A 25,626-nucleotide genomic window follows, 5' to 3' on the forward strand; every position below is an offset into this window, starting at 1 on the left:
CCATGTTATCCCCGTTGCTCCCCAAGCGGCATGGTCACGCGCGCTACAACCATCGTTCCGTCCTTGGTGCGGCTGATCTCGGCCCCGATCTGCATCGCGAATTGTTGCACCAGCCGTTCGCCAGTCCCCGTGGAGTCGATGTCTAGGTTGGCTTTCGTGGTGTCACGATCGGCATTGGACACGGTGATCTGCAACGCCCTGTCATCGGACACGTCCAGGTCCAGCGTCACCGGCGATTGCGCATTTGGCGCGCCGTATTTGATCGCGTTGGTCAGCAACTCGTTCAGCATCAGGCTCAGCGCAATGGCCGTATCGCTCTTGAGCCTGATCCGCTCGGTCGGGTGGGTGAAAACCATCGCCTCGTCCGGCAGTTCCGCGCTCTTGCGGGTCGACAGCACAAGCCGGTTGAACAGGGTCACAAGGTCGATCTGCGCCACGTCATCGTCGATCTGGATGGCGGCATGCACATCGGCCACGGCGCGGACGCGCGACTCCACGGCGCGCAAAGCCTCGCGGGCCTTGTCAGCCGCAGGCCCACCCGCGACCATGAGCTTGTTTGCCTGAAGACGCAGGAGCGACAGCGCGATCTGCAGACTGTTCTTGATCCGGTGATTGGCCTCGACCACCAGCGCCTCGCGCACATGCACCGCCTGTTGCAGGTCGCGCCGGGCGGTTTCAATGTCGGTCAGGTCGACGAAGGTGCCGACCAGCTTGGGCTTGCGGTCCACCGGATCGGTCGCAATCTCACCCCGGATGCGGACAAATCGCTCTTCGCCCGTGGGCAGGCACACCCGGTAATCAAAGGACGCGATGTCGCCATGCGGCGCTGCCAGTACGCGCTCCACCTCGGCATAAACGGCGCCGATGTCGTCTTCGTGGACCCGCTGGAAAAAAGGAGCCGCATAGAGCCCGGCCTCCTCGGGGGCAAAGCCGAACATCGCGTCAATCGCGTCGTGACGCAGAAACAGATCGGTCTCGGGGTCGTAGCTGAAATAGGCGACCGCCGCCGTAGAGGTGGCGGCGCGGCGATGGCTTTGCGCGAGGAGGGCGGTCAGGGTGGCTTCGGTCACGTCCCGCGCGGTTTGGAGGATGGCGATGATCTCGCCGTCCTTGCGGATCGGCGCGAAATGCATCTGCCAATGGTGTTCGACATAATGGCCTTCGTCGCTCAGCAGGTCGAACCGCGCCGGACCAACCTCCTGCGGTTTGCCGGTGCGCATGATGTCGTTAGTGGCGTTGCGGATGAAATTCACAGCGTCCGATCCGGCGGCATCCGCACTGGGCGGAAACGCCTCGAACATCCCCATGCCGGTGATATCCGCGCCAACCGAACCTGACATGATCGCATGGGCCGAGTTGCGCCAGAGAAGCGTCAGCTTGTCATCGGGCAGATAGAACAGCGCTGCAAAGGGCACGGCCTCAAAGCCGAGAGCAAGGATGTCGGACAGAGACGATGTCTCTTGGGAAACAAGCACATCACTCGTCATTCTTCAGATCGACTCCGCCAATGTTATCGCAATCACGCTGGTCCATTTTCGGCGCAGAGTCCACATGACACGGGCGAAGGGTGTCGCGTCAACCGAAGGCACCAATCGCAGATGCCTATTTTGCCAAAGATACCACGAGCGGAGCCTCGAATCCGGGGCTGTAGTCCGGGTGCCGCGGCGGCTTGTAACCTGCAGGGCAATCACGCCAAAACCGCCATTGGGTGAGGATGCTGTCGTTGTCGAAGACCGGCACGTCCCAATCCGGCCAATGCGGCGGTGGCATGATGCCCTCGGGCAGGATCACGCTTGCGTCGCCCTAACTCTGATCGATCTGCTCTTGCGACAGCGGCAGGCCAGTCAGGTCGACATCCTTGAACAAGACCCCGTGGAATGTTGCGCTTGGCGCAGAGGTGACGCCTGTCACCACTGCTCTGCAAAGTGACACCCCTGTCATCTGCGCCAATCTGACATCCGCACGACGCAGGTTTGCCTTGTAAAGCCCGGCATCCGCCATCCGGGCACTGCCCAGATCTGCGTACTCCAACTGCGCCCAGCCAAGATTTGCGCCCTCCAACCGCGCCTCGCGCAAGGTCGCCCAAGGCAGGTGCGCCCGTCTAAGGTCGGCGCGTTCCATGGCTGCCTGTCTCAGCACAACCCCGTCCATCCGAGCCTTGTAAAGTATGACCCCGGCCATCCGGGCCTTGTAAAAAGAGGCAACCTCCAGCCGGGCTTCGAAAAGGTCGGCACCGTCCATGCGCACCTCTTTGAAGTTTGCCCATTCCGCGCGTGCTTTTCTGAGGATCGCTCCTTGCAGCGTCGCCTCGCGCAGAACCGCCCCTTCCAGAAAGGCGCGGCGCAGGTCAGCGCCGTCCAATTGTGCCCTGTAAAGGACCGCCCCCCGCAGGTGTGCGTCGCGCAGAACTGCGCCTTCCAGTCTTGTCTCGCACAGGATTGCCCCGTCCAAACGCGCCCCGTCCAATCGCGCGCCGCTCAGCACAAGCTGCGACAGGTCGGCGGCCTGAAGGTTTGTCCCGCGCAGATCCGGCCGATACCCGCGATACGCGGCAAGCCTGCCGCGCCATTTGCGCAGGTTTGACGTGTAGGCGTCGACCGTCCCGCTGCTCAGAGGGACGGCCTCGGTGGGCCGGGTCAGAACAGGGCAGGGCGTGTCGAACACCCAAGGCTCCGTCTGGTCCGCCTCCACCTCCCATGCCGCCTCGACCGCGCGTTGGGCGGCAGAACGGCGTCCAATGATGCGGATCGCAAGCGCGATATCGGCGCGGGGTAGCTTCAGTGCTGCTGCCCAGTCGCGGGCGTTGGAGTTGATCCGGTTGGCAAACCGCACCTCCCGCCACGCCACATGCTGTGCTTTTTCGGCGTCGGTTGCGCTGTCGGGCAAGGGTGTCCACTCGGGCAACGGAAAATTCACCGCCTCGGACGCCGGGGCATTTTCGCGGATATAGGCACAGACGATCTCCATCACCCGCACATGGGCGCGGCCCGCATCAAAACGCACCGCGCTCTGCGCGATCCGTTCCAGCAACAGCAGAGCGTTGCGTCGCGCGTCGAGATCAGGGGTGTTTTGGCCTCTTGGGTCGCCGGGCGGTGGGGCCACTGCGGTCAACCGCGCCTCGGCCTTGCTGATCCGTGCCCGGATCCACGGTCGTCGGACCCATGTCAGCGGCGCGACCACCAGCGCGCCGATCCGCCTCACTCGAACCGAGCGACGCGCAATTGCCAAAGCAAACACAGCGATCAGTCCAAAACCGGTGACGGCTGACGCAAGTCCGATCTCTTGCATCATCAGCTGCGACAACGGCAGGAAAAACGTTGCGCTGTCGCTCATGCATATCCCGGTGTTTGTTGCGGTGGACCCCGACCAAAATCCCATGCAAGGACCATACCAACTGCGCCCCGTGCGTCCCGCTCTTGTCGGTGCCGCTGCAACCCGCTAGGACGGGCCAAACCACCCATCCGAGGTCCCAGATGCGCCTGTCCCGCTATTTTCTGCCCGTTCTCAAGGAAACCCCCGCCGAGGCCCAGATCGTCAGCCACCGGCTGATGCTGCGCGCCGGCATGATCAAGCAGGCCAGCGCCGGCATCTATTCCTGGCTGCCGCTGGGTTACAAGGTGCTGCGCAACATCGAAAACATCGTGCACGAGGAACAGGTTCGCGCGGGCCATATCCCGATGCTCATGCCGACGCTGCAATCGGCCGATCTCTGGCGCGAATCCGGGCGCTATGACGATTACGGTCAGGAAATGCTGCGCATCACCGATCGACACGGGCGCGACATGCTCTACGGTCCCACGAACGAAGAGCTGATCACCGACATCTTCCGCAGCCATGTGGGCAGCTACAAGGACCTGCCCCTGACGCTCTACCACATCCAGTGGAAGTTCCGCGACGAGATCCGCCCGCGTTTCGGCGTGATGCGGGGCCGCGAATTCCTGATGAAGGATGGCTACAATTTCGACCTGACCAAGGAAGACGCGCTGCACGCCTACAACCGTCATTTGGTCAGCTACCTGCGCACCTACGAACGCATGGGCCTGCAGGCGATCCCGATGCGGGCGGACTCAGGCCCCATCGGGGGCGATGACACCCATGAATTCCTTGTTCTGGCCGAAACCGGCGAGTCCGAGGTGTTCTATGACAGCCAGATCACCGATCTGAAATTCGGCGGCCGCGCCATCGACTATGATGACGTGGCCCAGTGTCAGGCGGTTCTGGAAGAGTTCACCTCGCGCTATGCCCGCACCGACGAAACCCATGACGAGGCCGAATTCGCCAAGGTTCCCGAAGAGCGCCGCCGCACCGCGCGCGGCATCGAAGTGGGGCAGATCTTCTACTTCGGCACCAAGTATTCCGATGCCATGGGCGCGACTGTGGCCGACTCGGAAGGCAACAAGGTGCCGGTTCATATGGGCAGCCACGGCATCGGTGTCAGCCGCCTTTTGGGCGCGATCATCGAAGCCAGCCATGACGACAATGGCATCATCTGGCCCGAAGGGGTGACCCCGTTCCATTGCGGGATCGTCAACCTCAAGCAGGGCGATGAAGAAGCGGATGCCGCGTGCGACGCGCTCTACAACAGTCTCACCGCGCTGGGCCTTGAGCCGCTCTACGATGACCGCAACGAACGGGCAGGCGGCAAATTCGCCACGATGGACCTCATCGGCCTGCCATGGCGCATCACCGTCGGCCCGCGCGGGCTCAAGAACGGGGTTGTGGAACTGACCTCGCGTCGCACCGGCGAGAGCGAGGAACTGCCGCCCGAACAGGCCATCGCGCGGATCGCGGCTATCTACGGCAAAGCCAGCGGCTGATCCTCAACTCCCGGCGCGTTTGCGTCAACGCAAACGCCGGATGGGTCGACCCATCCGGCCCCGCCTCACACCGACGCCGCGACCTCGGCCACGATGCCGTCCACCACCTCAAGCAGAAGCGCCTCGTCCTCGCATTCCGCCATCACCCGGATCAGTGGTTCGGTGCCCGACTTGCGGATCAAAAGCCGCCCGCTGCCGTTCAGCCGCGCTTCCGCATCCGCGATGGCAGCCTTGACGGACGCCACTTCAAGCGGCGCAACCGAAGGATCATAGCGCACGTTCTTGAGCAATTGCGGCACCGGATCAAAGCTGCGGGCCAACGCACTCGCAGGTTTGCCGGTGCGGCACATCTCTCCCAGAAACTGCAGCCCGGCCATCAACCCGTCGCCCGTTGTGGCGTAATCCGTCATCACGATATGGCCCGACTGTTCCCCGCCCAGGTTCCAGCCGCCGCGCCGCATCGCCTCGACCACGTAGCGGTCGCCGACGCTGGTGCGTTCCAGCCGCAATCCGCGCCCGGTCAGGAACCGCTCCAGCCCGAGATTCGACATCACCGTCGCCACCAGAACCCCATCGCGCAGGCGCTGTTCCTCCGCCCAACGCGCGGCCATCAGAGCCATGATCTGGTCGCCATCGGCCACCTGTCCGGTCTCGTCTATCAGGATCACCCGGTCGGCATCGCCATCCAGACAGATCCCCACATCCGCGCCATGCGCCGCCACTGCGGCGGCGGCCAGTTGCGGATGGGTCGACCCGCAGCCTTCGTTGATGTTCGCTCCGTTCGGGGAGACACCCAGCGGGATCACGTCTGCGCCCAGTTCCCAAAGCACTTCGGGGGCAGCGCGGTGAGCCGCGCCATTGGCGCAATCGATCACCACCTTGAGTCCGTCCAGCCGCAAATCCGACGGGAAGGTCGACTTCACCCGCTCCTGATAGCGGAAACGTCCATCGTCGATGCGTTTCGCGCGTCCGATATTGTCGGCCTGCGCCGGCTCCACCCCTGTTTCGATCAGCGCCTCGATTTCGGCCTCGTCCGCATCCGAAAGCTTGAACCCATCCGGGCCGAAGAACTTGATCCCGTTATCCGCCGCCGGGTTGTGGCTGGCCGAGATCATGATCCCCAGATCGGCGCGCATCGACGGGGTGAGCAAGCCCACGGCCGGGGTTGGCACTGGGCCAAGCAAGAGCACGTTCATCCCGGTAGAGGTCAGCCCGGCGGTCAGGGCATTCTCGAACATGTAACCCGACTGCCGCGTGTCCTTGCCGATCACCACACGGTGGACGCCCTTGGAATCCTGACGAAAGTGGCGCCCGACCGCCGCGCCGATCCGAAGCGCCATATCCGCCGTCATCGGATGCACATTCGCCGTGCCGCGCACGCCATCGGTGCCAAAAAGCTTACGCCCCATTCTCGAAACCCCACTCGATTGCACGCCACAGAGCCAACGCTTGGCGTGTCTCGTTCACATCATGTACCCGTATGACTTGCACGCCTTGGGTCGCTCCGTGCAAGGCCACCGCAACCGATCCCGCGACACGTGTGTCTGCTGTGCCAGCCCCCGAGATCGTTCCGATAAACTTCTTGCGCGACGCGCCCAGCAGGATCGGACAGCCCAAACCGTGAAACAGAGCGATGTCGCGCAGCAGGGCAAGGTTGTGATCCAGCGTCTTGCCGAACCCGATGCCCGGATCGACAAGGATCTGATCGCGGGCAATACCTTGCGCCACGAGCGCCTCCACCCGCTCGGACAGGAAATCATAGACATCCAGCCGTACATCGTCATAGCGCGGCGCGTCCTGCATCGTTTGCGGATCGCCCTGCGCATGCATCACGCAGACCGGCACCTGCCGCGCGGCACAAAGCGGCGCAAGTCCCACGTCATAGGTGAACCCGGCCACGTCATTGACCAGCGCCGCCCCGGCATTCAGCGCCGCCTCTGCGACTTGCGCCTTGCGCGTGTCGATCGAAATCGGCACGTCCAGCTCGCTCGCGATCGCCGCAATCGGCCCTGCCACGCGCCGGATTTCCTCGTCCACCGGCACGGTTTCCGCTCCTGGTCGCGTGCTTTCGCCGCCAATGTCGATGATCCCGGCACCCTCGGCGGCCATGCGCCGCGCCTGTGTGACTGCGGCCTCGGGATCAATGTAGCGACCGCCATCCGAGAAACTGTCCGGCGTGACATTCAGAATGCCCATCAGGGTCACACCGCCCATGTCCATGCCCGCGACAGGCGCGCGCGGGGCGGTCAGCCGCGCCAGCACATCCTCGGGGATGGCCTTCGCCGGGATGACCTCTGACGTGCCATCGCGCCGCAATGCCACCGCGTCGGTGAACCAAAGCGGGCCACCAGCAAGCACAAACGCCTCTTTGGGGCGCGGGCCAGAGCTTTGGGGCAGGGGGCGAAAATAGACTGTCATGGCGCGTGCATGAAACGCAAATCGTGCTTTGACAAGCGGCTAGAGCACGCTTTCGCCGATGGGGCTGTTGCGAACTGAAACATTCGCCATGGCAGGGGCTTCCGCACCGATCACCAAAAGCTCGCTTGCGTCCATCTCCTCGGCAAACCAGCCGGTTAACGCGACGGTGTCGGTCACCGGCATGTTTGGACCTTCAACCGCGTCCAGCACGATCTTCGACGGAGCCCAGATGCAGACCTGACCGTTCTTCATCGCCCAGTCGAGTTCGGTGCGCGTGGCCACCACCTTGCACCGCGCATCGCGGGCGGCCAGAACCCATCCATTCTGTTCGATGGCCAAAAGGTCGATGCGGCGCTGCGCCATGCGGTGTCCCACGTCAGCCCGTGGTTCATCGGGCAGACCGACGCAAAAGATCAGCGGCGCACGTTCCGCACCAAGCGCATCAATCCATGCGCCCAGATGGTCCGATGTCATCGCGGCATTGCTCAGGTAGACCACCCTTGGGTGGGGGCGTTCCTGGCTGGTATCCGGCACGGCACCCCCCAGATCGCTGCGGGACCGCACGATTTCCACTCCCAGCGCTCCGGGGCCGCGATCCAGCTTCTCGATCCGCACAAAGGCCCGCAACGCCTGCGGCTCCAACAGGATGCGTTCCGCAATCCGTTCGGCCAGCGTTTCCAGCAGGTTCAGCCGTTCCGCGCCAAGTTCGCTCGCAATCGCTTCGGTCACCCGGTCATAGGACAGGATACGGTCCACATCGTCGTCAATATGCCCGACGATGGGCTGCACTTCGACCACCACGTTGAAACAGACCCGCTGCCGCGTTCCGCGTTCCGCCTGAAACGCGCCGATCTCAACCTCGACAATGTGATCGCGCAGGGAAATACGGTCCACGGGTCCACCATCGGCGGTGGCAATCGCGCGTTCGGACGGGTGCGCAAAGGCAAGTCGAATTTCAGAGCTCATGGCGCATCCCTTTTGTCAGTCACGTCCGGGCTACCAGAGGATACCGCAAACGAAAATGCCGCGAAGGGGCATTTTACGCACCGCTCGCGACATCCAAAGGGTCAAAGCCCGTGTTCGGTTCAGCCGTTGGAGCTGACACGCCATGTGTGGCGGTAGAAGACATGCACACCGATCGAAGCCGTCTTGGTATAGGTGCGCGACCAGCGCGGGCGCACGGCGGTGGTGTGATAATGCGTGGCACCGTTCGTCAAGTTCATCGGCGCGCGGCCATCCAGGATAGCGCGGGCGACCTTGCCGACCCGATCCCAGGCTTGCGGCTCGCGGATACGCTCGGGGACACCATCGCAGGTATAGGTGAACTGGCACTGGTATTTCTTGCCTGTGCCTTGGTGGATCACACCGCAGACACTGTCGGGGAAGCGGCCGCTCTTGACGCGGTTCATGATCACTTCGGCAACGGCGAACTGGCCCTTGATCGTTTCACCGCGCGCTTCGAAATAAAGCGCTTCGGCAAGGCATTCCCACTGCGCGCCGCCAGAGGCTGCGTTTTGGGAGTTCAACCAGGATGCGTTGTAGATTGCGGCGTTGCGGGACACAGGGGTCACCAGCGATGTCAGGTGTGATTGTCCTGCGGACGCCATTACGGTTTTTTCTTGGGTCAGAAGCTCTTGTGCGGCTTCTTTCGTGCGCTCTGCCAAAGACGGCGTGGCCATGAAGGCCGCAGCCAAAATCAATGCAAACAATCTCGTCATACCGAGTGTTGATCTCGCAGCGTTGTGGGTGGCGACGCTGTGCACAAAAATGTATCAACGCCGCGCATTCGACGGGCTGTTACAGAAATATTGAGGTTTTAACAAGTTTTGACGCCATGCACGTCGTGCATGGCCGATGCCCGATCAGGGATTACGGCAAGATTTAGGCATAAACTTGCTCGAATCTACCCGATCTTGTCGGCCAACGCAAGCTGTGCTGCGGCAAGTCGCGCCACCGGAACCCGGAACGGAGAGCAGCTCACATAGTCGAATCCGGCTGCCCGGCAGAAGGCAATTGATTCGGTATGGGCGGCATGTTCGCCGCAGATCGACAGGACCACATTGGGTCGCGCAGCCCGTCCGCGCACCACGCCAAGCCGCAGCAACTCGCCCACACCCTCGGTATCGAGGATATGAAACGGGTCTTCGCTGAACACGCCCTGCCGGACATATTCCGACATGAAGCGCCCGGCATCGTCGCGCGACAAACCATAGGTCATCTGTGTGAGGTCGTTGGTGCCGAAGCTCAGGAAATGCGTGTGCTCGGCGATGTCACCCGCCCTCAGGCAGGCGCGGGGGGTCTCGACCATGACCCCCAGACGATAGGTGAAATCGGCGCTGTTTTCGGTCCGCACAGCCGACGCAACCGCCTCGACCCGGCCACGCACGAGTTCCACCTCGCGCTTGGCCGACACCAGCGGGACCATGATCTCGGGCACGATGGTGATGCCTTCGTTGGCCGCCTCGACCGTGGCCTCAAAGATGGCACGGGCCTGCATGTCATAGATCTCGGGCACCGAGATCCCCAGTCGGACACCGCGCATGCCCAGCATCGGGTTGTATTCCGCAAGGCTGTCGATCCGACGCGTCACGTCGCTCACCGGAATGTCCAGCGCTTCGGCCAGCTCGCGTTGTCCGGCGCGGCTGGTGGGCAGGAATTCGTGCAGCGGGGGGTCAAACAGGCGAATGCACACCGGGTGACCCTGCATGATGCGGAAAAGTTCAAGGAAATCCGCCCGTTGCATCGGCAGCACCAGTTCCAGCGCCGCCTGACGGTCCTGCGGGTTCTGCGCAAAGATCATCTCGCGCATCGGGGTCAGGCGTTCCGCCTCGAAGAACATGTGTTCGGTCCGGCAAAGGCCAATCCCCTGCGCGCGGAAATGCAGCGCGGTCTTGGCATCCGCTGGTGTGTCGGCGTTGGCGCGCACACCAATGTCGCGTTCGGCATCGGCCCAGCTCATGAAGGTGCGGAAGGTCTCGTCCAGCGTCGCTTCGATCATCTGAACTGACCCGGCCAGCACCTGCCCGTTGGTGCCGTCCACTGTGATCTCGTCCCCTTCGCGCAGAACCCGGCCATCGGTGGCCACCAACTGCTTGCGCTTGACGTGGAACCGCAGACTGGCGGCGCCCACGACACAGGGAAGGCCCAAGCCCCGCCCGATCACCGCTGCGTGGCTGGTCATACCGCCCCGTTCGGTCAGCACCGCGCAGGCCACATGCATGCCGCGAATGTCCTCGGGGCTCGTTTCGCGCCGCACCAGCACACAGGGCTCGCCGCGTGCCGCACCGGCTTGCGCCGCTTCCGACGAAAACACGATCTTGCCGGTCGCAGCCCCCGGACTGGCAGCAATGCCCGACCCCAGAATGTCGCGCTTTGCGGTTGCGGCCACCTGACGGTGCAGCAGTTCGGACAAGGCACGCGGCTCAATGCGCATCACCGCTTCCTGCTTGGTGATGATCCCGTCCTCGGCCAGCCGCACCACGATCCGCAACGCCGCCCGCGCGCTGCGTTCCACGCGCACACCGTCCAGAATGTGCAGATTGCCGTTCTCGATGGTGAACTCGATCTGCATCTCTTCGCGCAGCCGCGCCCGCATCAGCGCCGCATGTTCCTTGAGTGCGGCAAACGCCTCTGGTGCCAGTTCCTCAAGCGATGGCCCGCGCGGGTCTTTCTCAAGGAAAATCGACGCCGCCCCGCCATCCAGCGCCTCGCGCCCCTGACTCTGGCTCAGATACCGGCCCGTGACCTGTGGCAGACCGGTGAACGAGTTGACCAGTTGCAGCACACCTGATCCACATTCTCCGCTGCCCAGACCCAGCGCCATTTCCTGCACGACAAGGCCCAGCCCCGCATCCACCGGAGCACCCTTGGCCTGACGCAAAAGCCGCGCCGTCGTGCCTTCCCAGGCCCGCGCCATCGACCGCAGGATTTCGGCAAGCTGCACCGCAGGGTCCTGCGGAAACGGCTCTTCCGCCTCTTCCTCGTAGATCTGCAGCGCCTCAGTCAGCGCATCATGGCCTTCGCCTTCTATCTCGTCGAACGCTTCGGCATCAAGCCGCGCCACGTCGATCGCGTAATTCATCACGAAGCGCAGGTAGATTTCAGTCGCGGCGGGTGTCCCGATCTGGTCACACAGATCGACGTATCGTGCATCGTTCATCCCGATATTGAGCACCGCGCCGGGGCCACCCCAATCCGGGTCTTCCGAGGACGGACGCACGCAAAGCAGGGCGTTGGGGTCAAATTCCGACAAGATTCCCGACACATCCGGGCGATAGCCCGACGCGATCTGATGCACTGACGCAAAAGACAGCGCCACGGTGCGCGGCACTGGCAGATCCAGCCGCACAAGCCGCTGCAAACACTTGGCCCGCCCGCCATGGGTTGGCGTGGACATGGGCGATGTGGGTGTGATCAGCGTCACATCGGGGTTGTCAGGACTTGGTTTCTGCACCGCAGCACCTCTTGAATGTGCACGCAGCATACGAAGGATCGTAGGGCTGACAAGTAAAGTTTACACTCTTCTTGTCAGCCTTCTATTCGGGTCAGGTCTGCCACCTGCAAACAGGTGCTGCGGATCGTGCTGAGAAGGTTCAAACGGTTGCGCCGCAGAACCTCGCTGTCCGCGTTCACCTGCACCGCCTCGAAAAACGCATCCACCGGACCGCGCAGATCGGCCATCGCCGCCATGGCCGCACTGAAATCCTGCTCTTTCATTGCCGGGGCGATCTTGGCTTCCGCCTGCGCCAGCGCGTCGAACAGCGCTTTTTCGGTGGGGTCTTCGGCAAATTTCGGATCGGCCCCGAACGAGTATTCCACCCCGTCCTTGTCCTCGGCCTGCGTCAGGATGTTGTTGGCGCGCTTGAACCCCTGAACAAGGTTTTCCCCGTCCTCGGTGTCCAACACCGCCTGCAACGCCTTGGCCCGCTTGACCAAAAGCGCGAGGTCATCATTGCCGGGCATCGAGACACACGCGTCGATCACGTCATGCCGCACGCCCTGATCGCGCAGGTACACCTTGAGCCGGTCGTGGAAGAAGGACAGCAGATCCACCGATTTGTCGGGAACCGCCCCGTTCATTGCATCCAGCCCCTCGGTTGCGCCATCGCGCTCCGCCTTCAGCGTGCGATAGGCCGCGCCGAACACACCATGCGCTGCGATTTCGCGGATCAGATCATCCACGTCTGTCTCGCTGACTTCGTCGATGAGGTGGCCTTTGTGACGGACAAGCTGCAGGTCGATGAATTGGTCGAGCGGCAGGCTCAACCCATTCTCTAGCACCAACCGGATCACACCCAACGCCGCACGGCGCAGCGCAAACGGGTCTTTCGACCCGGTAGGTTTCTCGTCAATCGCCCAGAACCCGGTCAGCGTGTCGATCTTGTCGGCCAGCGCCACGGTGACGGAAACAGCAGCCGAGGGCACATCATCCGACGGACCCAGCGGCGAATAATGCTCCTGACAGGCCGCGCCAACCTCGGGCGGCAAACCTGCGGCATCGCTGTAATAGCGCCCCATAAGCCCCTGAAGTTCTGGGAATTCGTACACCATCTCCGACGCCAGATCGGCCTTCGCGAGACGCGCTGCCTGCGCCGCGAGGTCTGCATCCGCGCCCACCATTGGCGCAAGCTCGCGTGCCAACGCGGCGATCCGCTCGATCCGGTCGCGCTGCGATCCCAGCTTGTTGTGGAACGTCACGTTCGACAGGCTGTCCGTCCATGCCGTGAGACCCTCGGACTTGGCCACGCGCAGATCGTTCTCCCAAAAGAACTTCGCATCCGACAGACGCGCCGACAGAACCTTCTGGTTCCCCGCGAGGATCGTCGCGCCGTGGTCTGCGGTTTCCCGGTTCGCCACGGTGATGAACCGCTCGATCCGCCCCGTCTTGGGGTTCTTCACGGAAAAGAACTTCTGATGTTCCTTCATCGAGGTCTGAAGCACCTCCGGCGGCAGGCCAAGGAAATCCTCTCCGATCTGACCCATAAGCACGACCGGCCATTCCACCAGCCCCGCCACCTCGGCCAAAAGCCCCTTGTCCTCAACCACCTCAAGCCCGCTTGCAAAGGCCTGATTGGTCGCGTCCTGCCAGATCGCCTCGGCCCGCTCGGCGGCATCCAGCACCACATGCGCGCGCTTCAGCTTGGCCTCGTAATCATCAAAACCCGTCACATCGAACGCGCCGGGAGCCATGAACCGGTGGCCTTCGGTGGTGCGGCCAGACACGATCCCGTCCACATCAAGCGGCACAACCTCGGACCCATCCTCGCGCGTCAGCAGGCAGACGATCCGATGCAACGGACGCACCCAGCGCAGGCTGCCTGCACCCCAACGCATCGACTTCGGCCAGGGGAAATTGCGGATCGTGTCCTCCAGCACCTCAGCCACGATCTCGGCGGCAGGGCGGCCCGGCTTTTCGATCACCGCATAGAACACGCGGCCCTTTTTTTCGTCCCGTTCGATCAATTGGTCCCGCGTCACGCCAGCGCCGCGCAGAAAGCCCTCGATCGCCTGTTCCGGCGCGTCCGTGCGTGGACCCTTGCGCTCTTCCTTCACATCCGGCGACCGTTCGGTCAGCCCGTCCACCCGCAACGCCAGACGGCGCGGCGTGGCATAGGCTGCGGCCCCGGCATAGGTCAGACCCGCCTCGACCAGACCATTGGTCACGCGCGACTTCAGGTCGTCAGCAGCCTTGGCCTGCATCCGCGCCGGGATTTCCTCGGAAAAAAGCTCGATCAGAAGGTCGGGCATCAATTGCCTCCGTTGTCGCGTTCCGGGCAATCGTCGCCCAAGGGGCTGCCATCATAGGCCTTGTCCCCGCAATCATTGATTTCGTGCCAGATATAGCCGCGTCCGTCTTCGGTCACCGCGACCACCCGGTCGATCCCGAATTCGCGGTTGCGCTGGCTGGTGAAGACCTGCGCGCGGCCCATGGCGATGTCTTCGCCAATCGCATCGGCATCAAAGCAGTCGAACCAGCCCGGCGCGTTGCGCGGAGCCGCGCCCACATATTGTTCGTAGGTCGATGTCAGCGTCGACAGCGGCGTCTGCGTCGTGAAGCATGCTCTGAACCTGATGGGCGAGCTTTCGGCGTCAATCGCCTGAAAATCCTCGTAAAGGATCGTTTCTTTGCGTCCATCCAATGTGGTCAACTGCACATCGTCAACGCCGTTCGGGGTCACCGTCTCGTAATAGGCGTACACCTGCAGGTAATACATCGCCACGCCTGCAATCAGCGCGCTGACGACAATGACGATGGTCAGGATCTTGCCGGTCATTGCCTATTTCCAATCCATGTTCACGCGGGGCCGCGTCATCTGCGCCGCCCGATCCCGCAGCGCGTCAGTGCGCGCCAGAAGGTCGGGAATGCGGCTCTCGTGTGTTTCAACAAAAAGGTGCCCGATCCGGGTTCTGACCGGATGGTCAAAAAGCGCTTCCAGAAGCGGCACCTCGGCCCCTTCGATGTCCATCTTGATCACCGCAATCTCACCCTCCAACCCCTCCAGAAAGGCAGGAAAGCCGATCACTTTCACATCCACAGCGCTGGCCGTGTCGATATTGCGCTTCTGCGCCATGAGCGACGACGACTGCGACTGCTCCACCGGGTCGGCATCAAACGACGCCGTGCGATAGAGCGGAAAGGTCCCGTCCTCGGTCCCCGCCGCGGCCTCGATCACCTCGACATTCGGAACGTCCGCCAGCCGCGTGCGCAGTTCCGCTGCCGTCCACGGGTCCGGCTCAAACGCATAGACCTTGGCGGCATGCGCCGCCATCGTTCGCGTGTGCTGGCCCAGATTGGCCCCAAGGTCGATGCAGATCTTGCCTGCCGCGCCTGCCAAAGCTTCCCGAAACTCTGCCTCTGCCGCAGGCGCATAAAGCTTGCGCAGCTTGCGGCGATATTTCAGCCCAAGCTCCCCCGGCAAGTGTTGCATCAGGCCATATTTGGCCCGCCGCAGCGGCGTATTTCGGTTGGCGGATGCCATCAGGCCGCATACCCCCCGGCGTCCGTCATCACGAACGCATCCGCACAGCGTTTCGCCAGCGCGCGCACCCGGCCGATATAGCTTTGCCGTTCCGTGACCGAAATCACACCGCGCGCATCGAGCAGGTTGAAGATGTGGCTGGCCTTGATGCACTGGTCATAGGCGGGATGTGCCATGATGATGCGCTTGCCGGTCTTGGGATCATCCGCGTCCTGATCCAGTATCCGCGCACATTCCGCCTCGGCCTCTTCAAAGTGGCGCAGCAGCACATCCGTGTCCGCCACGTCAAAGTTCCAGCGCGAATACTCCTGCTCGGTCTGGCGGAACACGTCGCCATAAGACAGCGCGATGGGCGTTTGCGGGTCGTTGTAGGGCATATCCATCACGTGGTCGATGCCCAGCACATACATCGCCAGACGCTCGAGCCCGTAGGTCAACTCGCCCGACACCGGGTGACAGTCATGCCCGCCAACCTGTTGAAAATAAGTAAATTGCGACACTTCCATGCCGTCGCACCAGACTTCCCAGCCCAGACCCCACGCGCCCAGAGTCGGGCTTTCCCAATCGTCCTCGACAAACCGGATATCATGCAGCGCCATGTCGATCCCGATGGCCCGCAGCGACCCAAGATAAAGCTCCTGCAGATCGGGCGGCGACGGTTTGATCAGCACCTGGTACTGGTAATAATGCTGCAACCGGTTCGGGTTTTCGCCATAGCGCCCATCGGTCGGGCGGCGCGACGGCTGGACATAGGCCGCCGCCCACGGCTTCGATCCAAGCGACCGCAGCGTGGTGGCAGGGTGAAACGTTCCGGCACCGACTTCCATGTCATAAGGCTGCATCACGGCACAGCCCTGGCTGGCCCAATAGGACTGCAGACGCAGGATGATCTCCTGAAAACTGCGCGGCTTTGTGATGGTCTGGTCCATGGCGATGTCACCCCGGTTTGCACTCGCGCCTGATTAGGCGGATGGGGCAGGCGGGTCAATTGCGTGCGAGGCTCTAATTTTCGCGTTCCAGTGGCGTCGCAATCTTGTTAGAGCATGGAGTTGAATGACATTTTTCGGGCAGGTGGCAAGAGAATGGTGCGCAAATTTTTGTTTTCGGTGATCGCGACCCTGATGATGTGGGGCCAGACGGCTTTGGCACAGGACAGTGTTTACGTTCAGATCGAAGCACAGCCCAGCCTCTCCGTCACCGAAGACCGCTTGCGGGATTATGCCTCCGTCCTTCCCGATGTGAACGGATTCGACCTGGGACGCGGCTGGTATGGCATCGCCCTTGGGCCGTACCCGCGCAACGAAGCCGAAAACGTGCTGCGCAGCCTGCGCGCGCAACGGCTTATTCCCAGCGACAGCTATCTCGAAGGGCCAGAGCGCTATGGCCAGCGGATTTGGCCCATTGGCGCGGGCCCTGCCTCCTTGCCCCCGATCACAGCGCCCGAGATTGCCGTTGCCCCTGAACCCGAACCGCAAGCCACCGACGAAACCCCGCGCGAGGCGCGCGAGTCCGAGGCGCTGCTGAGCCGCCAAGAGCGCGAAGCGCTTCAGATCGCCCTGCAATGGGCAGGCTACTACAATTCGGCCATCGACGGCGCGTTTGGCCGCGGCACGCGGTCCTCCATGGCCGCTTGGCAGGCCGATAACGGGTTTGAGGCGACGGGCATCCTCACCACGGCGCAGCGTGCCGAACTGTTCCGCCAGTACAACGCCGTTCTCGAAGGCATGGACATCACCTCCGTGCGCGACACCCGCGCTGGCATTGCGATCGACCTGCCGCTCGGTGCTGTCGCCTTCAGCCGCTACGACAGCCCGTTTGCGCATTTCGATGCAACCGGAACCGTGGAAGGCGCACGTGTCCTGCTGATCAGCCAACCGGGCGACCGCGACCGTCTGGCCGGCCTCTATGAGATCATGCAGACGCTCGACATCGTTCCGCTGGACGGCGCGCGGGATCGTAGCGGTGACCGCTTTACCCTGACCGGGCAGGACAGCCGCATCGTCTCGCACACCGAAGCGCGCCTCGCGGATGGCGCGATCAAGGGATTCACTCTGATCTGGCCCTCAGGTGACGAAGAGCGCCGCAGCCGCATTCTGGCGGCGATGCAGTCCAGCTTTGCGCCGATTTCGGGCGTACTGGACCCCGCCGTGATCGCCGAGGACAGCCAAAGCGTGGACTTGGTGGCGGGCCTTGCCATCCGCCAGCCCAAGCTGACCGCTTCAGGCTTTTTCGTCGACCGTCAGGGCAGGGTGGTCACCACCGACACCGCCGTGGCCAATTGCGGGCGCATCACGCTGAACAGTGACTACAATGCCGAGGTGATGGCCACCGATCCGGCACTTGGCATCGCTGTCCTGCGCGCAACCCAGCCCTTGGCCCCGAATGACATTGCCCAGTTCCGCGACGGCGCACCGCGCCTCCAATCCGAGATCGCCGTGGCGGGCTTTTCCTTTGGTGGCGTTCTGCCCTCGGCTACGATGACCTTCGGACGCCTCTCTGATCTGCGCGGTCTGAACGGCGAAAACACTCTGACCCGGCTGGCCATCAGCACGCTTGACGGGGATGCGGGTGGCCCTGTGCTTGACGATGGCGGTGCCGTGATCGGCATGCTGGTGCCGCATGACGCGGGTGGCCGGCAACTGCCGGACGATGTCAACTTTGCCGCCAACAGCGCGGCAGTGCAGCAGGTCTTGTCGCGCGCAGGTGTCGCGCCGCAGGTCACACCGGGGCTGACCCGGCTTGATCCGGTGGACCTGACCGCCAAAGCCACCGCGATGACCGTTCTGGTCAGCTGTTGGGAGTGACCTGACGCCGGAAAAGCCGGTTCAACGCACCCCACTGGCTGATCAGAACGCCCAGCAGGATCAACCCCATCGCCAGCAAAAGCTGGATCTTGAAGGGTTCTCCCAGCACGACAATGCCCAGGATCACCGACCACATCGGCACCTGATAGCTGACCAATGACATGAAGACCGGCCCTGCGCTGCGGATCACAAGAATACGCAGCATGTTGGCCCCGGCGGTCGGGATCAAACCCAGCAACGCCACGATCCAGAGCGTCCGCGTGTCCGGCAGCGGCGGTGGCCCCTCGACCACGAAAGCCGCTGGGATCACCAGCATCGACCCGAACACCAACGCCATCGCCGCCAGCCCGAATGGATCAATTGGCGGCAGGCGGCGCACCAGCACCGAACTGACCGCATAGCACCCCGCCGCGCCAAAGCAGGCCAGTCGGCCATAGGGTTCCATGGGATCGCCGCTCGTCGCAAAGGCCTGTCCGCCCAACAGCACGGCAACGCCGACAAACCCCACCAGCATCCCGATGGTGCGGCGCGGTGTGATCCGCTCGCCCGGGACGAAGACATGGGCGAGCGGCAACATGATCAGCGCACCCGACGCCATCGACACGCCCGCAAAACCTGATGTCACCGTCTGCTGCCCCCAACTGAGCAGCATGAAAGGCACGGCTGAGTTGAACACACCCGACACCGCCAACGCGCCCCATGCGGTGTCCTTTGTCAGAAACAGGCGTCCGCCCCGCAACTGCCAGATGGCGACGGCCAGCAGCGCGGCAAACCCGATGCGCCCGGCAGCCAGCCAGAACGGTGTGATGCCCTCCAGCGCCAATTCGGTGAACAGGAACGTGGCCCCCCAGATAAGGCCAAGCGTCGCCACCATGCCCCAGCTGGCAGGGGTGATTTGTGGTTGGGTGTGCATCAGAGTCAGGCATCCTGATCGGAGGTTCGGCCAAGTCATGTGGCTGGGAGTGCAACCGGCGGGGCCTTCGCGACGCTCTCTAGACCGGTGCTTGCGCCGCGGCAACGGCCTTTGGCGCATACATGTGGTCTCAGAAGGACCAAATAGACGTGTTATTCATCATCCAGATCGTCTTGGGCTTTGCACTTCAAGGAAGATTTTTAAAGCGACATACCGCAACTTTTGCAGGCGAGATGCGCATGCTTGTCAGCTTTTCATTATGCGAATCTGACGTGGCGATTTACCTTACGGCATCCGGTAAAAAGGTACTGCCATGCCATTGCCTATCGTCTCCGCCGTGGGGTTGTTCGCGGACACCCTGAGTATCGTTTCTTTTTTCTCGTCATCCGCCGCAGACGCAGCGCGTCTTCAAGCGCTCAGGAACATACAGGACAGCATCGACGCCTTGCGCGGGTTGTCCAATGCGCAGATCAATCAAAGCATTGCGCAGTCGTTGGGCCAGTCGCAGTCTGCAATGGACAATCTCGAGCGCTACTCTGTTGAAGAAGACCCCGTTGCGCGCGCGGCATTAGGCGAGATCGCGATCCAGCAGGCGACGTTGGGCTTGAATGAAATCACCTCGCAGGTGCGCGCGGTGATGTCCACCGCTTCGCTGGATTCACTGGCCTTTGCCTTCAGCGCCGTGCATTACGCCATGATTGCCCGCATGACGGTGGCCGATGTGGTTCAGGATGGCCCGCTCGGGTCACCCGGTCTGCATCGAGAAATCAAGGAAGCGGCCGCGCTACTGTGGGATGAGGCCGAAAGCGCGGACCTGTTGTTCCAGATGGAAGGGCGGCTCGCGAGTGAACTCACGCCAATCGTCGAACCCTTCTTTCAGAATGGGCAGAACGGGCTAAGGGTCGGCTACCAAAGTAATATTACGGATTATCTCACCACGCGGTTCGTAGCCGCCGATATTGCTGGGATAAATGTATCGCAAAGCGCGCTGCGAGCTGCCCAAGCGCTCGAGGCCGCCGAAGTGCGCGCCCATGACCGTAGTGTCGTGCTGGGCGAACTCACCGAGATCGCTGTGGCATCCAACCAGTTTCTTGCGTTTCAGGCGATCAATGTCGCAGGTCTCTATGAACTTATCCTGACCGATGGCGACGATGCACCTCTGGCCACCAGCCGCGCGGATTACGTTCTGTTGCGAGATGGCGACGACACCGTCGACGGACTTGGCGGCCCTGATGCGCTTAACGGCGGTGCGGGAAACGACATTCTTCGCGGTGGGGCACATACCGACAATCTGACAGGTGGTCCGGGCAGCGACATGCTGTTTGCAGGCTCAACCCGCGCAGACGTGGGCGAGGGGGATTTTGCTCGCTTTGACGGTGAAAGTGACACTTACACCATCATTGGAGGCCGCGATTACGCCATCGTGGTCGGCACCAATGGCGACCGGGACAAACTGTTCGGTTTCGACTTCCTGCGCTTTGACGACGGAGTGATCACGCTGCCCGAAGGCTCTGCACTTGACGACGCAGGCGACCCGTCGGACTTCGGTGTCGCCGAACGGGTGGCCCTGCTTTACGAGGCAGCACTCAACCGCGATGGGGCCATCGACCTACCGGGTCTCAACTTCTATATCGGCGTGACCGAGGCCAACAACCTGAGCGACGAATTCCTCGCTGATGACCTCATGCGTAGCCCGGAGTTCACCCTGAATTTCGGAGACGTGAACGCCATGTCCAACACGGAATTTCTCACGGTGGTTTATACCAATATTCTAGACCGCGCGCCCGACGGGCCGGGTCTGGCATTCTATCGCGACCTTCTGGATGATGGCGTCATCTCGAAAGCGCTTGCACTCGCTGACATCGCGATTAGCCCGGAAAACACCCAAGGTTCGGTCGACATTCTGATGTCGCTCTACGAAAACTCTGCGGGTGAATGGACTTTTGTATCCTAAGGCTGCACGGCTACCGCACCGTCAAAAAAGTCTCTGGGGTGCAGGCAATAGCGACTCCACATCGTTATGATCGGTTGGGCTCGTTTGTCCGCGGCGGACCTTCCAGAGCTTTTCGGTCTCATTGGCTGTGCCGACGCATCGCACCCACCGTTCGACCCAAAGCGCAATCCGTGCTAAGCTCATCCTCGCGCATGTATTGGCGCTCTCAATTTATTAAGCACCGCAGACATTTGACCTCAAAAGGCTTGGCACCATGACAGATCACCTTGTTGCATTCTGGAATCTCGAAAACCTCTTTGGCCCCGAAAACCACGTCCATCGCATCCCCTGGGTTGCGGATCAGGTGGCCGGCGACCTGAGCGGCTGGACGCCGCAAATCTACCAGACCAAACTTGACCAGCTCTCCGCAATCATTCGCCAGATGAAAGGCGGCGCGGGGCCGGACATTCTGGGCGTCTGCGAGGTCGAGGACGATCACGTTCTGAACGACCTGACCACCGTGCTCAACGCGGCCCTGCCACAGCGCACCTACTCCACCGTCCATGCCACAGCGGATCTGAGTTCGCGCGGCATCGACACGGCCTTCATCTATGATGCGGCTCTCTTCTCGGTCGATCCAAACCTTGTCTTCAACCATTTCGTCATGCGCCGCACCGGCACCCGCGACATCCTTCAGGCCACGTTCAAACGCCTGACCACAGGGGCCGAACTCGTGGTCATGGCCAACCACTGGCCCTCGCGCTTTGGCGGGCGCGGTCCCGAGGTCAGTTCGGGCTTCCGCGCCACGGCAGGCGAAACGTTGTCCTATTGGCACAGCCGCATTTTTGAAGCGGCACCGTTGAAGAACCGCACCCCGGTGTTGGCGCTGGGGGACCTGAACGACGACCCGTGGGACCGCAGCGTCATCATCAACGCACTGGCCACCCGCGAACGCGGCGATGTCGAACGCGCCACGTCGCCAAGGTTCTACAACATGACATGGGAATACATGCTGACCCAGACGACCGACCTCAACGGCAAGGCGCGGCTTCTTGAAGGGACGCTCTATTTCGACAAGAACGGCAATCTCTTTGACCAGATCCTCGCCAATCGCCCGCTGCTCGACAAGAAAGCCGACAGCGGTTTCAAGGTGGTGACAGGCGCCGCGCAGGTCATCGCATTCCCGGAAATGGTGTCGCACAAAACCGGCGAAGGCCCGCGCCGCTTCGGCCTGCCCAAGGGTGACGCGGCCAAGAACGTGGATCTGACCGGGTTCAGCGACCATTTCCCGGTCGGCGTCATGGTGCGCGAAACCTGACAGCGCTGCTCCCAAAGAAAAAGGGCGGCCCACCGGACCGCCCTCTGCTTCGATAATCCCGAAGATCAGTTCTTCGACTTGTCGACCATCTTGCCTGCCGAAATCCACGGCATCATGCCGCGCAGCTTTTCGCCGGTCGCTTCGATCTGGTGCTCGTCGTTGATGCGACGGGTGGCCTTGAACATCGGCTGACCCACGGCGTTTTCCTGCATGAAGTCGCGCACGAACTTGCCGGTCTGGATGTCGGTCAGAACCGCTTTCATCCGCGCCTTTGTCTCGTCATAGGGCAGGATGCGCGGGCCAGAGACATACTCGCCGTACTCGGCCGTGTTCGAGATCGAGTAGTTCATGTTCGCGATGCCGCCTTCGTAGATCAGGTCCACGATCAGCTTCACTTCGTGCAGACACTCGAAATACGCCATTTCCGGCTCGTAACCCGCTTCCACGAGGGTCTCAAAGCCCATGCGGATCAGCTCAACGAGGCCACCGCAAAGAACCGCCTGCTCACCGAAGAGGTCGGTTTCGCACTCTTCGCGGAAGTTCGTTTCGATGATGCCCGAGCGGCCGCCACCGATGGCCGAGCAATAGCTCAGACCGATTTCCAGCGCACGACCCGACGCGTCGTTGTGAACCGCCACAAGGCAGGGCACGCCGCCGCCTTTGGTGTATTCGCCGCGCACGGTGTGGCCCGGACCTTTGGGCGCCATCATGATGACGTCGACACCAGCTTTCGGCTCGATCAGACCGAAATGCACGTTCAGACCGTGGGCAAACGCGATGGCCGCGCCTTCCTTCAGGTTGTCATGCACATATTGCTTGTAGGTCGCCGCCTGCAGCTCATCGGGCATGGTGAACATGATCAGGTCGCACCAGGCCGCCGCTTCGGCGATGCCCATGACCTTGAGCCCTTCGCCTTCGGCTTTCTTGCCCGAGGGCGAGCCTTCGCGCAGGGCGACGACCACGTTCTTGGCACCAGAGTCGCGCAGGTTCAGCGCGTGGGCGTGGCCCTGAGAGCCGTAGCCCAGAATGGCCACTTTCATGTCTTTGATCAGGTTGATGTCGCAATCGCGATCGTAATAAACGCGCATGATGTTTCCCTCGTCTGCGTTTCGATTGAGGGGCACAATAGGGATTTTCCGTGCAGACAGGCGGCGAACTGCGCGTATCGCGGCAAATTTACGGGGATTTCATTCTCCTAAGGTGCGTGATACGGAGATTTCATGCTCGACGCCACCGATCTCCGAATCCTGCGCCAGTTTCAGGCCGCCCCCGATCTGCCCACCGCCGATCTGGCCGACAGGGCAGGGGTCACGCCCACCACGCTCGCGCGCCGCATCGACAAGATGCGCGAAGCAGGCATCATCCGCGCCGTGCGATCCGTGATCAACTGGCCTGCCTTGGGCTACACGGTCGAAGTCTCTTTGCGCGTCACCCTCGACAAGACCCAACCCCGCGCCTTTGACGAATTCCTTGCCGCTGCCCGGACCGTGCCCGAGGTGATCGAGGCGCAGACCTTTCTCGGGCAAGTCGACGCACGCCTTTCGGTCATCGCCCGCGACATGCCGCATTACCAGCAGGTCTACCGCGACAAGCTCCTGACCCTGCCGCATATCGCCGACATCGAAGCCCTCATGCATGTCGCCCGCGTCAAGTTCGACGAGACGCTTCCCCTATGATCGACCTCGACGACATCGACCGCGCGATGATCCGCGCCGTGGCCGCTGACGCCCTGATCAGCGCGGGCGCGTTGGGTCGCCAACTCGGCCTCAGCCAGCCCGCCGCGTGGCGCCGTCTCAAGCGGCTCAAGGAAGCCGACGTCTTCCGCGGTCAAAGGCTCGATCTCGATGCACAGGCGCTCGGTTTTACGGTGACCGTCTTTCTGGGCGTCAAACTCGCCACCAAGGGTCGCGTCAGCCTGGAAGATTTCGAACGCGCCGTGACCGCGATCCCAGAGGTCCAGACCGTCGAACATGTGCTGGGCCTTTACGATTATCGCCTGCGCGTGGTCGCCCGCGACATTGCCGATTTCGAACGCGTCCTGCGCCGCCGGATCATGACGCTGCCGGGGGTGGGGAATATCGACGCCAATGTGCTGCTCAGCGAAGAACGCCTGCCCGGACCGATCGGCTAGGCCGCGTCAGGCCGCGTCGGACAACAGTGCGATGGCTTCGTGCCGCTTGAGCGTATAGCGCGCCATCTGCTGCGCATCGAGGATCAACGCTTCGGTTTCCTTCAGGAGTCCAAGAATTTCGTCCCGCGCCTCGTCCTCGACTCTCTGCAGAGCCGTCTTGCCGGGATAGAGCGTTTCCGCCGGGCAGCCCTCGGCGAACACCACATGATGCGCGTCACACAGAAAGTGCCAATACTCCACCATCGGCCTCGGGTCAGTAACAATGGTCGTTCCGTTCACAAGGTGTTTGGCCGCCACGAAAACCTCATCCTCACCGAACATCAATTCGGCTTTGGAGCCGTGCAGCAACATGCGATGGTTGGGGGATACCCACAGATCCCGGATGTTCCCCAATGCGCCACGGCTGATGCGGATGGGGGTATTGACCCCATTGCCCGGTACCCGGACATGCCCGATCCAGCGGATCGGCTGCGGTCCTGCATCCAGCGTGTTGACCTCGTCGCCCTCGCGTAAGGATTCGATAAAGCGCGGGCCTTCGGGAGTTTCGATCAACGTGCCAGCCGCAAAGCAGATGACCACCAGAAAATCGGCAACATCCGACGAAAACGATCCGTCAGCGGCTTCCTCAGGCGAGATGATCCCGTCGCCATTCAGGTCGATGTCTTCCTGTGTGTCGATCCGCAGAGGCCCGTTCTGGGTCGCCAGCGTTTCAAGAATATTCACACCGGCAATCGCCGTCACATCCCCCAGAACCGGCGCGCCCGGATCGGTCGAGGTGAGCCCCGTCGCGTCGATCTCCAGATACCGGTCGCCCATGGTCCGGCGTCCCATGTCGACATCGGCGCTGCCGGTATAGGTGTATTTGGCAATGTCGTTGTAATAGTCCGAGGCATTGTCGTAGACGATGATCGACGTGACCACCGAGTCCTCGGTCAGGACCCCGTCCACGGTCGTGTTTTCCACGACATAGACGACAATATCATTGTCTTCGAACAGCGCCGTGGCGCTGTGCAGCATGTATTCCCCACCGTTTGACGCGTTCGCGTTCGTCGTCTGTGGGTCACCCACGACGCTGAATCCGTTCAACAACAACGTGGTTGTTGCCATGCCTGCGCTGCCTCTCGGGGTCTGTCGCCCCTTTTGATATTTGTATATCGAAAGATAACGCGCTCCGCCGCAACCGGTCAAATGTTCATAATTTGGAAACAATATCGGCTTTTGAATGTGACCTTAGGGCACCTTGCCGGGTGTGTTGCGCGGCCCGAGATATGGCCAATCGCCGATGCCGCGACTTTTTGCACGCAACAAGGCTT

The 25,626-nt window shown here is 62.2% G+C and carries 21 protein-coding genes; 6 read left to right on the plus strand and 15 right to left on the minus strand.

From position 1 onward, the window contains the following. Positions 1-5: 5 nt before the first annotated feature. The 3 genes from ACMVPR_RS02305 to ACMVPR_RS02315 all read right to left on the minus strand — a co-directional run bounded on the left by ACMVPR_RS02305 (position 6) and on the right by ACMVPR_RS02315 (position 3,333). Positions 6-1,487 (minus strand): sensor histidine kinase, encoded by a 1,482-nt coding sequence (locus tag ACMVPR_RS02305; protein WP_416881527.1) that lies wholly within the window; start codon positions 1,485-1,487, stop codon positions 6-8. Between the two features lie 115 nt (positions 1,488-1,602). Then, on the minus strand, positions 1,603-1,791 hold the full coding sequence (locus ACMVPR_RS02310) for a hypothetical protein (protein WP_416881528.1): 189 nt from the start codon (positions 1,789-1,791) through the stop codon (positions 1,603-1,605). A gap of 12 nt (positions 1,792-1,803) precedes the next feature. Beyond that, positions 1,804-3,333 (minus strand): pentapeptide repeat-containing protein, encoded by a 1,530-nt coding sequence (locus ACMVPR_RS02315; RefSeq protein ID WP_416881529.1) that lies wholly within the window; start codon positions 3,331-3,333, stop codon positions 1,804-1,806. A gap of 140 nt (positions 3,334-3,473) precedes the next feature. On the opposite strand from ACMVPR_RS02315, the gene proS reads away from it, so the two are divergent. Continuing rightward, positions 3,474-4,817, plus strand: coding sequence for a proline--tRNA ligase (proS, locus tag ACMVPR_RS02320; RefSeq protein WP_416881530.1), 1,344 nt, complete (start codon positions 3,474-3,476; stop codon positions 4,815-4,817). A 65-nt stretch (positions 4,818-4,882) separates the two neighbouring features. Here the strand turns inward: proS and glmM are convergent, their stop codons facing one another. The 9 genes from glmM to ACMVPR_RS02365 form a co-directional block, all read right to left on the minus strand. Continuing rightward, complete coding sequence (gene glmM / locus ACMVPR_RS02325) at positions 4,883-6,226, minus strand: phosphoglucosamine mutase (RefSeq protein ID WP_416881531.1); 1,344 nt, start codon at positions 6,224-6,226, stop codon at positions 4,883-4,885. Beyond that, positions 6,216-7,235: a dihydropteroate synthase gene (gene folP / locus ACMVPR_RS02330; RefSeq protein ID WP_416881532.1), complete on the minus strand. Its 1,020-nt coding sequence runs from the start codon at positions 7,233-7,235 to the stop codon at positions 6,216-6,218. The genes glmM and folP overlap by 11 nt, the downstream gene beginning before the upstream one ends. Before the next feature lie 39 nt (positions 7,236-7,274). Further along, on the minus strand, positions 7,275-8,201 hold the full coding sequence (locus ACMVPR_RS02335) for a dihydroneopterin aldolase (RefSeq protein WP_416881533.1): 927 nt from the start codon (positions 8,199-8,201) through the stop codon (positions 7,275-7,277). A gap of 119 nt (positions 8,202-8,320) precedes the next feature. Next, complete coding sequence (locus ACMVPR_RS02340; RefSeq protein WP_416881534.1) at positions 8,321-8,953, minus strand: cell wall hydrolase; 633 nt, start codon at positions 8,951-8,953, stop codon at positions 8,321-8,323. Between the two features lie 185 nt (positions 8,954-9,138). Continuing rightward, positions 9,139-11,718 carry a putative PEP-binding protein gene (locus ACMVPR_RS02345; protein ID WP_416881535.1) on the minus strand — a complete coding sequence of 860 codons (2,580 nt, stop codon included), beginning with the start codon at positions 11,716-11,718 and terminating at the stop codon, positions 9,139-9,141. Positions 11,719-11,762: 44 nt separating this feature from the next. Next, positions 11,763-13,982 (minus strand): glycine--tRNA ligase subunit beta, encoded by a 2,220-nt coding sequence (gene glyS / locus ACMVPR_RS02350; protein ID WP_416881536.1) that lies wholly within the window; start codon positions 13,980-13,982, stop codon positions 11,763-11,765. Beyond that, positions 13,982-14,509, minus strand: a complete 528-nt coding sequence (locus ACMVPR_RS02355) for a DUF6446 family protein (RefSeq protein WP_416881537.1) — start codon at positions 14,507-14,509, stop codon at positions 13,982-13,984. Before ACMVPR_RS02355 ends, glyS begins: the two co-directional genes overlap by 1 nt. A 3-nt stretch (positions 14,510-14,512) precedes the next feature. After that, the gene (locus tag ACMVPR_RS02360; protein ID WP_416881538.1) at positions 14,513-15,214 is read right to left on the minus strand and encodes an FkbM family methyltransferase; all 702 of its coding nucleotides are present in this window, start codon (positions 15,212-15,214) and stop codon (positions 14,513-14,515) included. Continuing rightward, on the minus strand, positions 15,214-16,143 hold the full coding sequence (locus ACMVPR_RS02365; RefSeq protein ID WP_416881539.1) for a glycine--tRNA ligase subunit alpha: 930 nt from the start codon (positions 16,141-16,143) through the stop codon (positions 15,214-15,216). The genes ACMVPR_RS02360 and ACMVPR_RS02365 overlap by 1 nt, the downstream gene beginning before the upstream one ends. 153 nt (positions 16,144-16,296) lie before the next feature. On the opposite strand from ACMVPR_RS02365, the gene ACMVPR_RS02370 reads away from it, so the two are divergent. Beyond that, entirely contained in the window at positions 16,297-18,018 is a 1,722-nt protein-coding gene (locus tag ACMVPR_RS02370; protein WP_416881540.1) for a serine protease, read from the plus strand. Here the strand turns inward: ACMVPR_RS02370 and ACMVPR_RS02375 are convergent. Continuing rightward, positions 18,002-18,931 carry a DMT family transporter gene (locus ACMVPR_RS02375; RefSeq protein WP_416881541.1) on the minus strand — a complete coding sequence of 310 codons (930 nt, stop codon included), beginning with the start codon at positions 18,929-18,931 and terminating at the stop codon, positions 18,002-18,004. The two genes, ACMVPR_RS02370 and ACMVPR_RS02375, sit on opposite strands and share 17 nt — an antisense overlap. 313 nt (positions 18,932-19,244) lie before the next feature. On the opposite strand from ACMVPR_RS02375, the gene ACMVPR_RS02380 reads away from it, so the two are divergent. Then, positions 19,245-20,885, plus strand: a complete 1,641-nt coding sequence (locus tag ACMVPR_RS02380; RefSeq protein WP_416881542.1) for a DUF4214 domain-containing protein — start codon at positions 19,245-19,247, stop codon at positions 20,883-20,885. A gap of 253 nt (positions 20,886-21,138) precedes the next feature. Next, positions 21,139-22,182 (plus strand): endonuclease/exonuclease/phosphatase family protein, encoded by a 1,044-nt coding sequence (locus ACMVPR_RS02385; protein WP_416881543.1) that lies wholly within the window; start codon positions 21,139-21,141, stop codon positions 22,180-22,182. Between the two features lie 65 nt (positions 22,183-22,247). Here the strand turns inward: ACMVPR_RS02385 and ilvC are convergent, their stop codons facing one another. Beyond that, entirely contained in the window at positions 22,248-23,270 is a 1,023-nt protein-coding gene (gene ilvC / locus ACMVPR_RS02390) for a ketol-acid reductoisomerase (RefSeq protein WP_416881544.1), read from the minus strand. A gap of 132 nt (positions 23,271-23,402) precedes the next feature. Here ilvC and ACMVPR_RS02395 point away from each other — a divergent pair, with 132 nt between their 5' ends. Both ACMVPR_RS02395 and ACMVPR_RS02400 read left to right on the plus strand, forming a co-directional pair. Beyond that, entirely contained in the window at positions 23,403-23,858 is a 456-nt protein-coding gene (locus ACMVPR_RS02395) for an Lrp/AsnC family transcriptional regulator (protein WP_292061429.1), read from the plus strand. Then, a complete protein-coding gene (locus tag ACMVPR_RS02400; RefSeq protein WP_416881545.1) occupies positions 23,855-24,313 on the plus strand; it encodes an Lrp/AsnC family transcriptional regulator in 459 nt (152 codons plus the stop codon). The genes ACMVPR_RS02395 and ACMVPR_RS02400 overlap by 4 nt, the downstream gene beginning before the upstream one ends. A 6-nt stretch (positions 24,314-24,319) precedes the next feature. Here ACMVPR_RS02400 and ACMVPR_RS02405 read toward each other — a convergent pair whose 3' ends face one another. Then, a complete protein-coding gene (locus ACMVPR_RS02405) occupies positions 24,320-25,420 on the minus strand; it encodes a Hint domain-containing protein (protein ID WP_416881546.1) in 1,101 nt (366 codons plus the stop codon). Positions 25,421-25,626 lie beyond the last annotated feature (206 nt).

Origin of the sequence: Marivita sp., assembly GCF_048006345.1 — a bacterium.
In the GTDB taxonomy this organism is placed as follows: Bacteria; Pseudomonadota; Alphaproteobacteria; order Rhodobacterales; family Rhodobacteraceae; genus Marivita.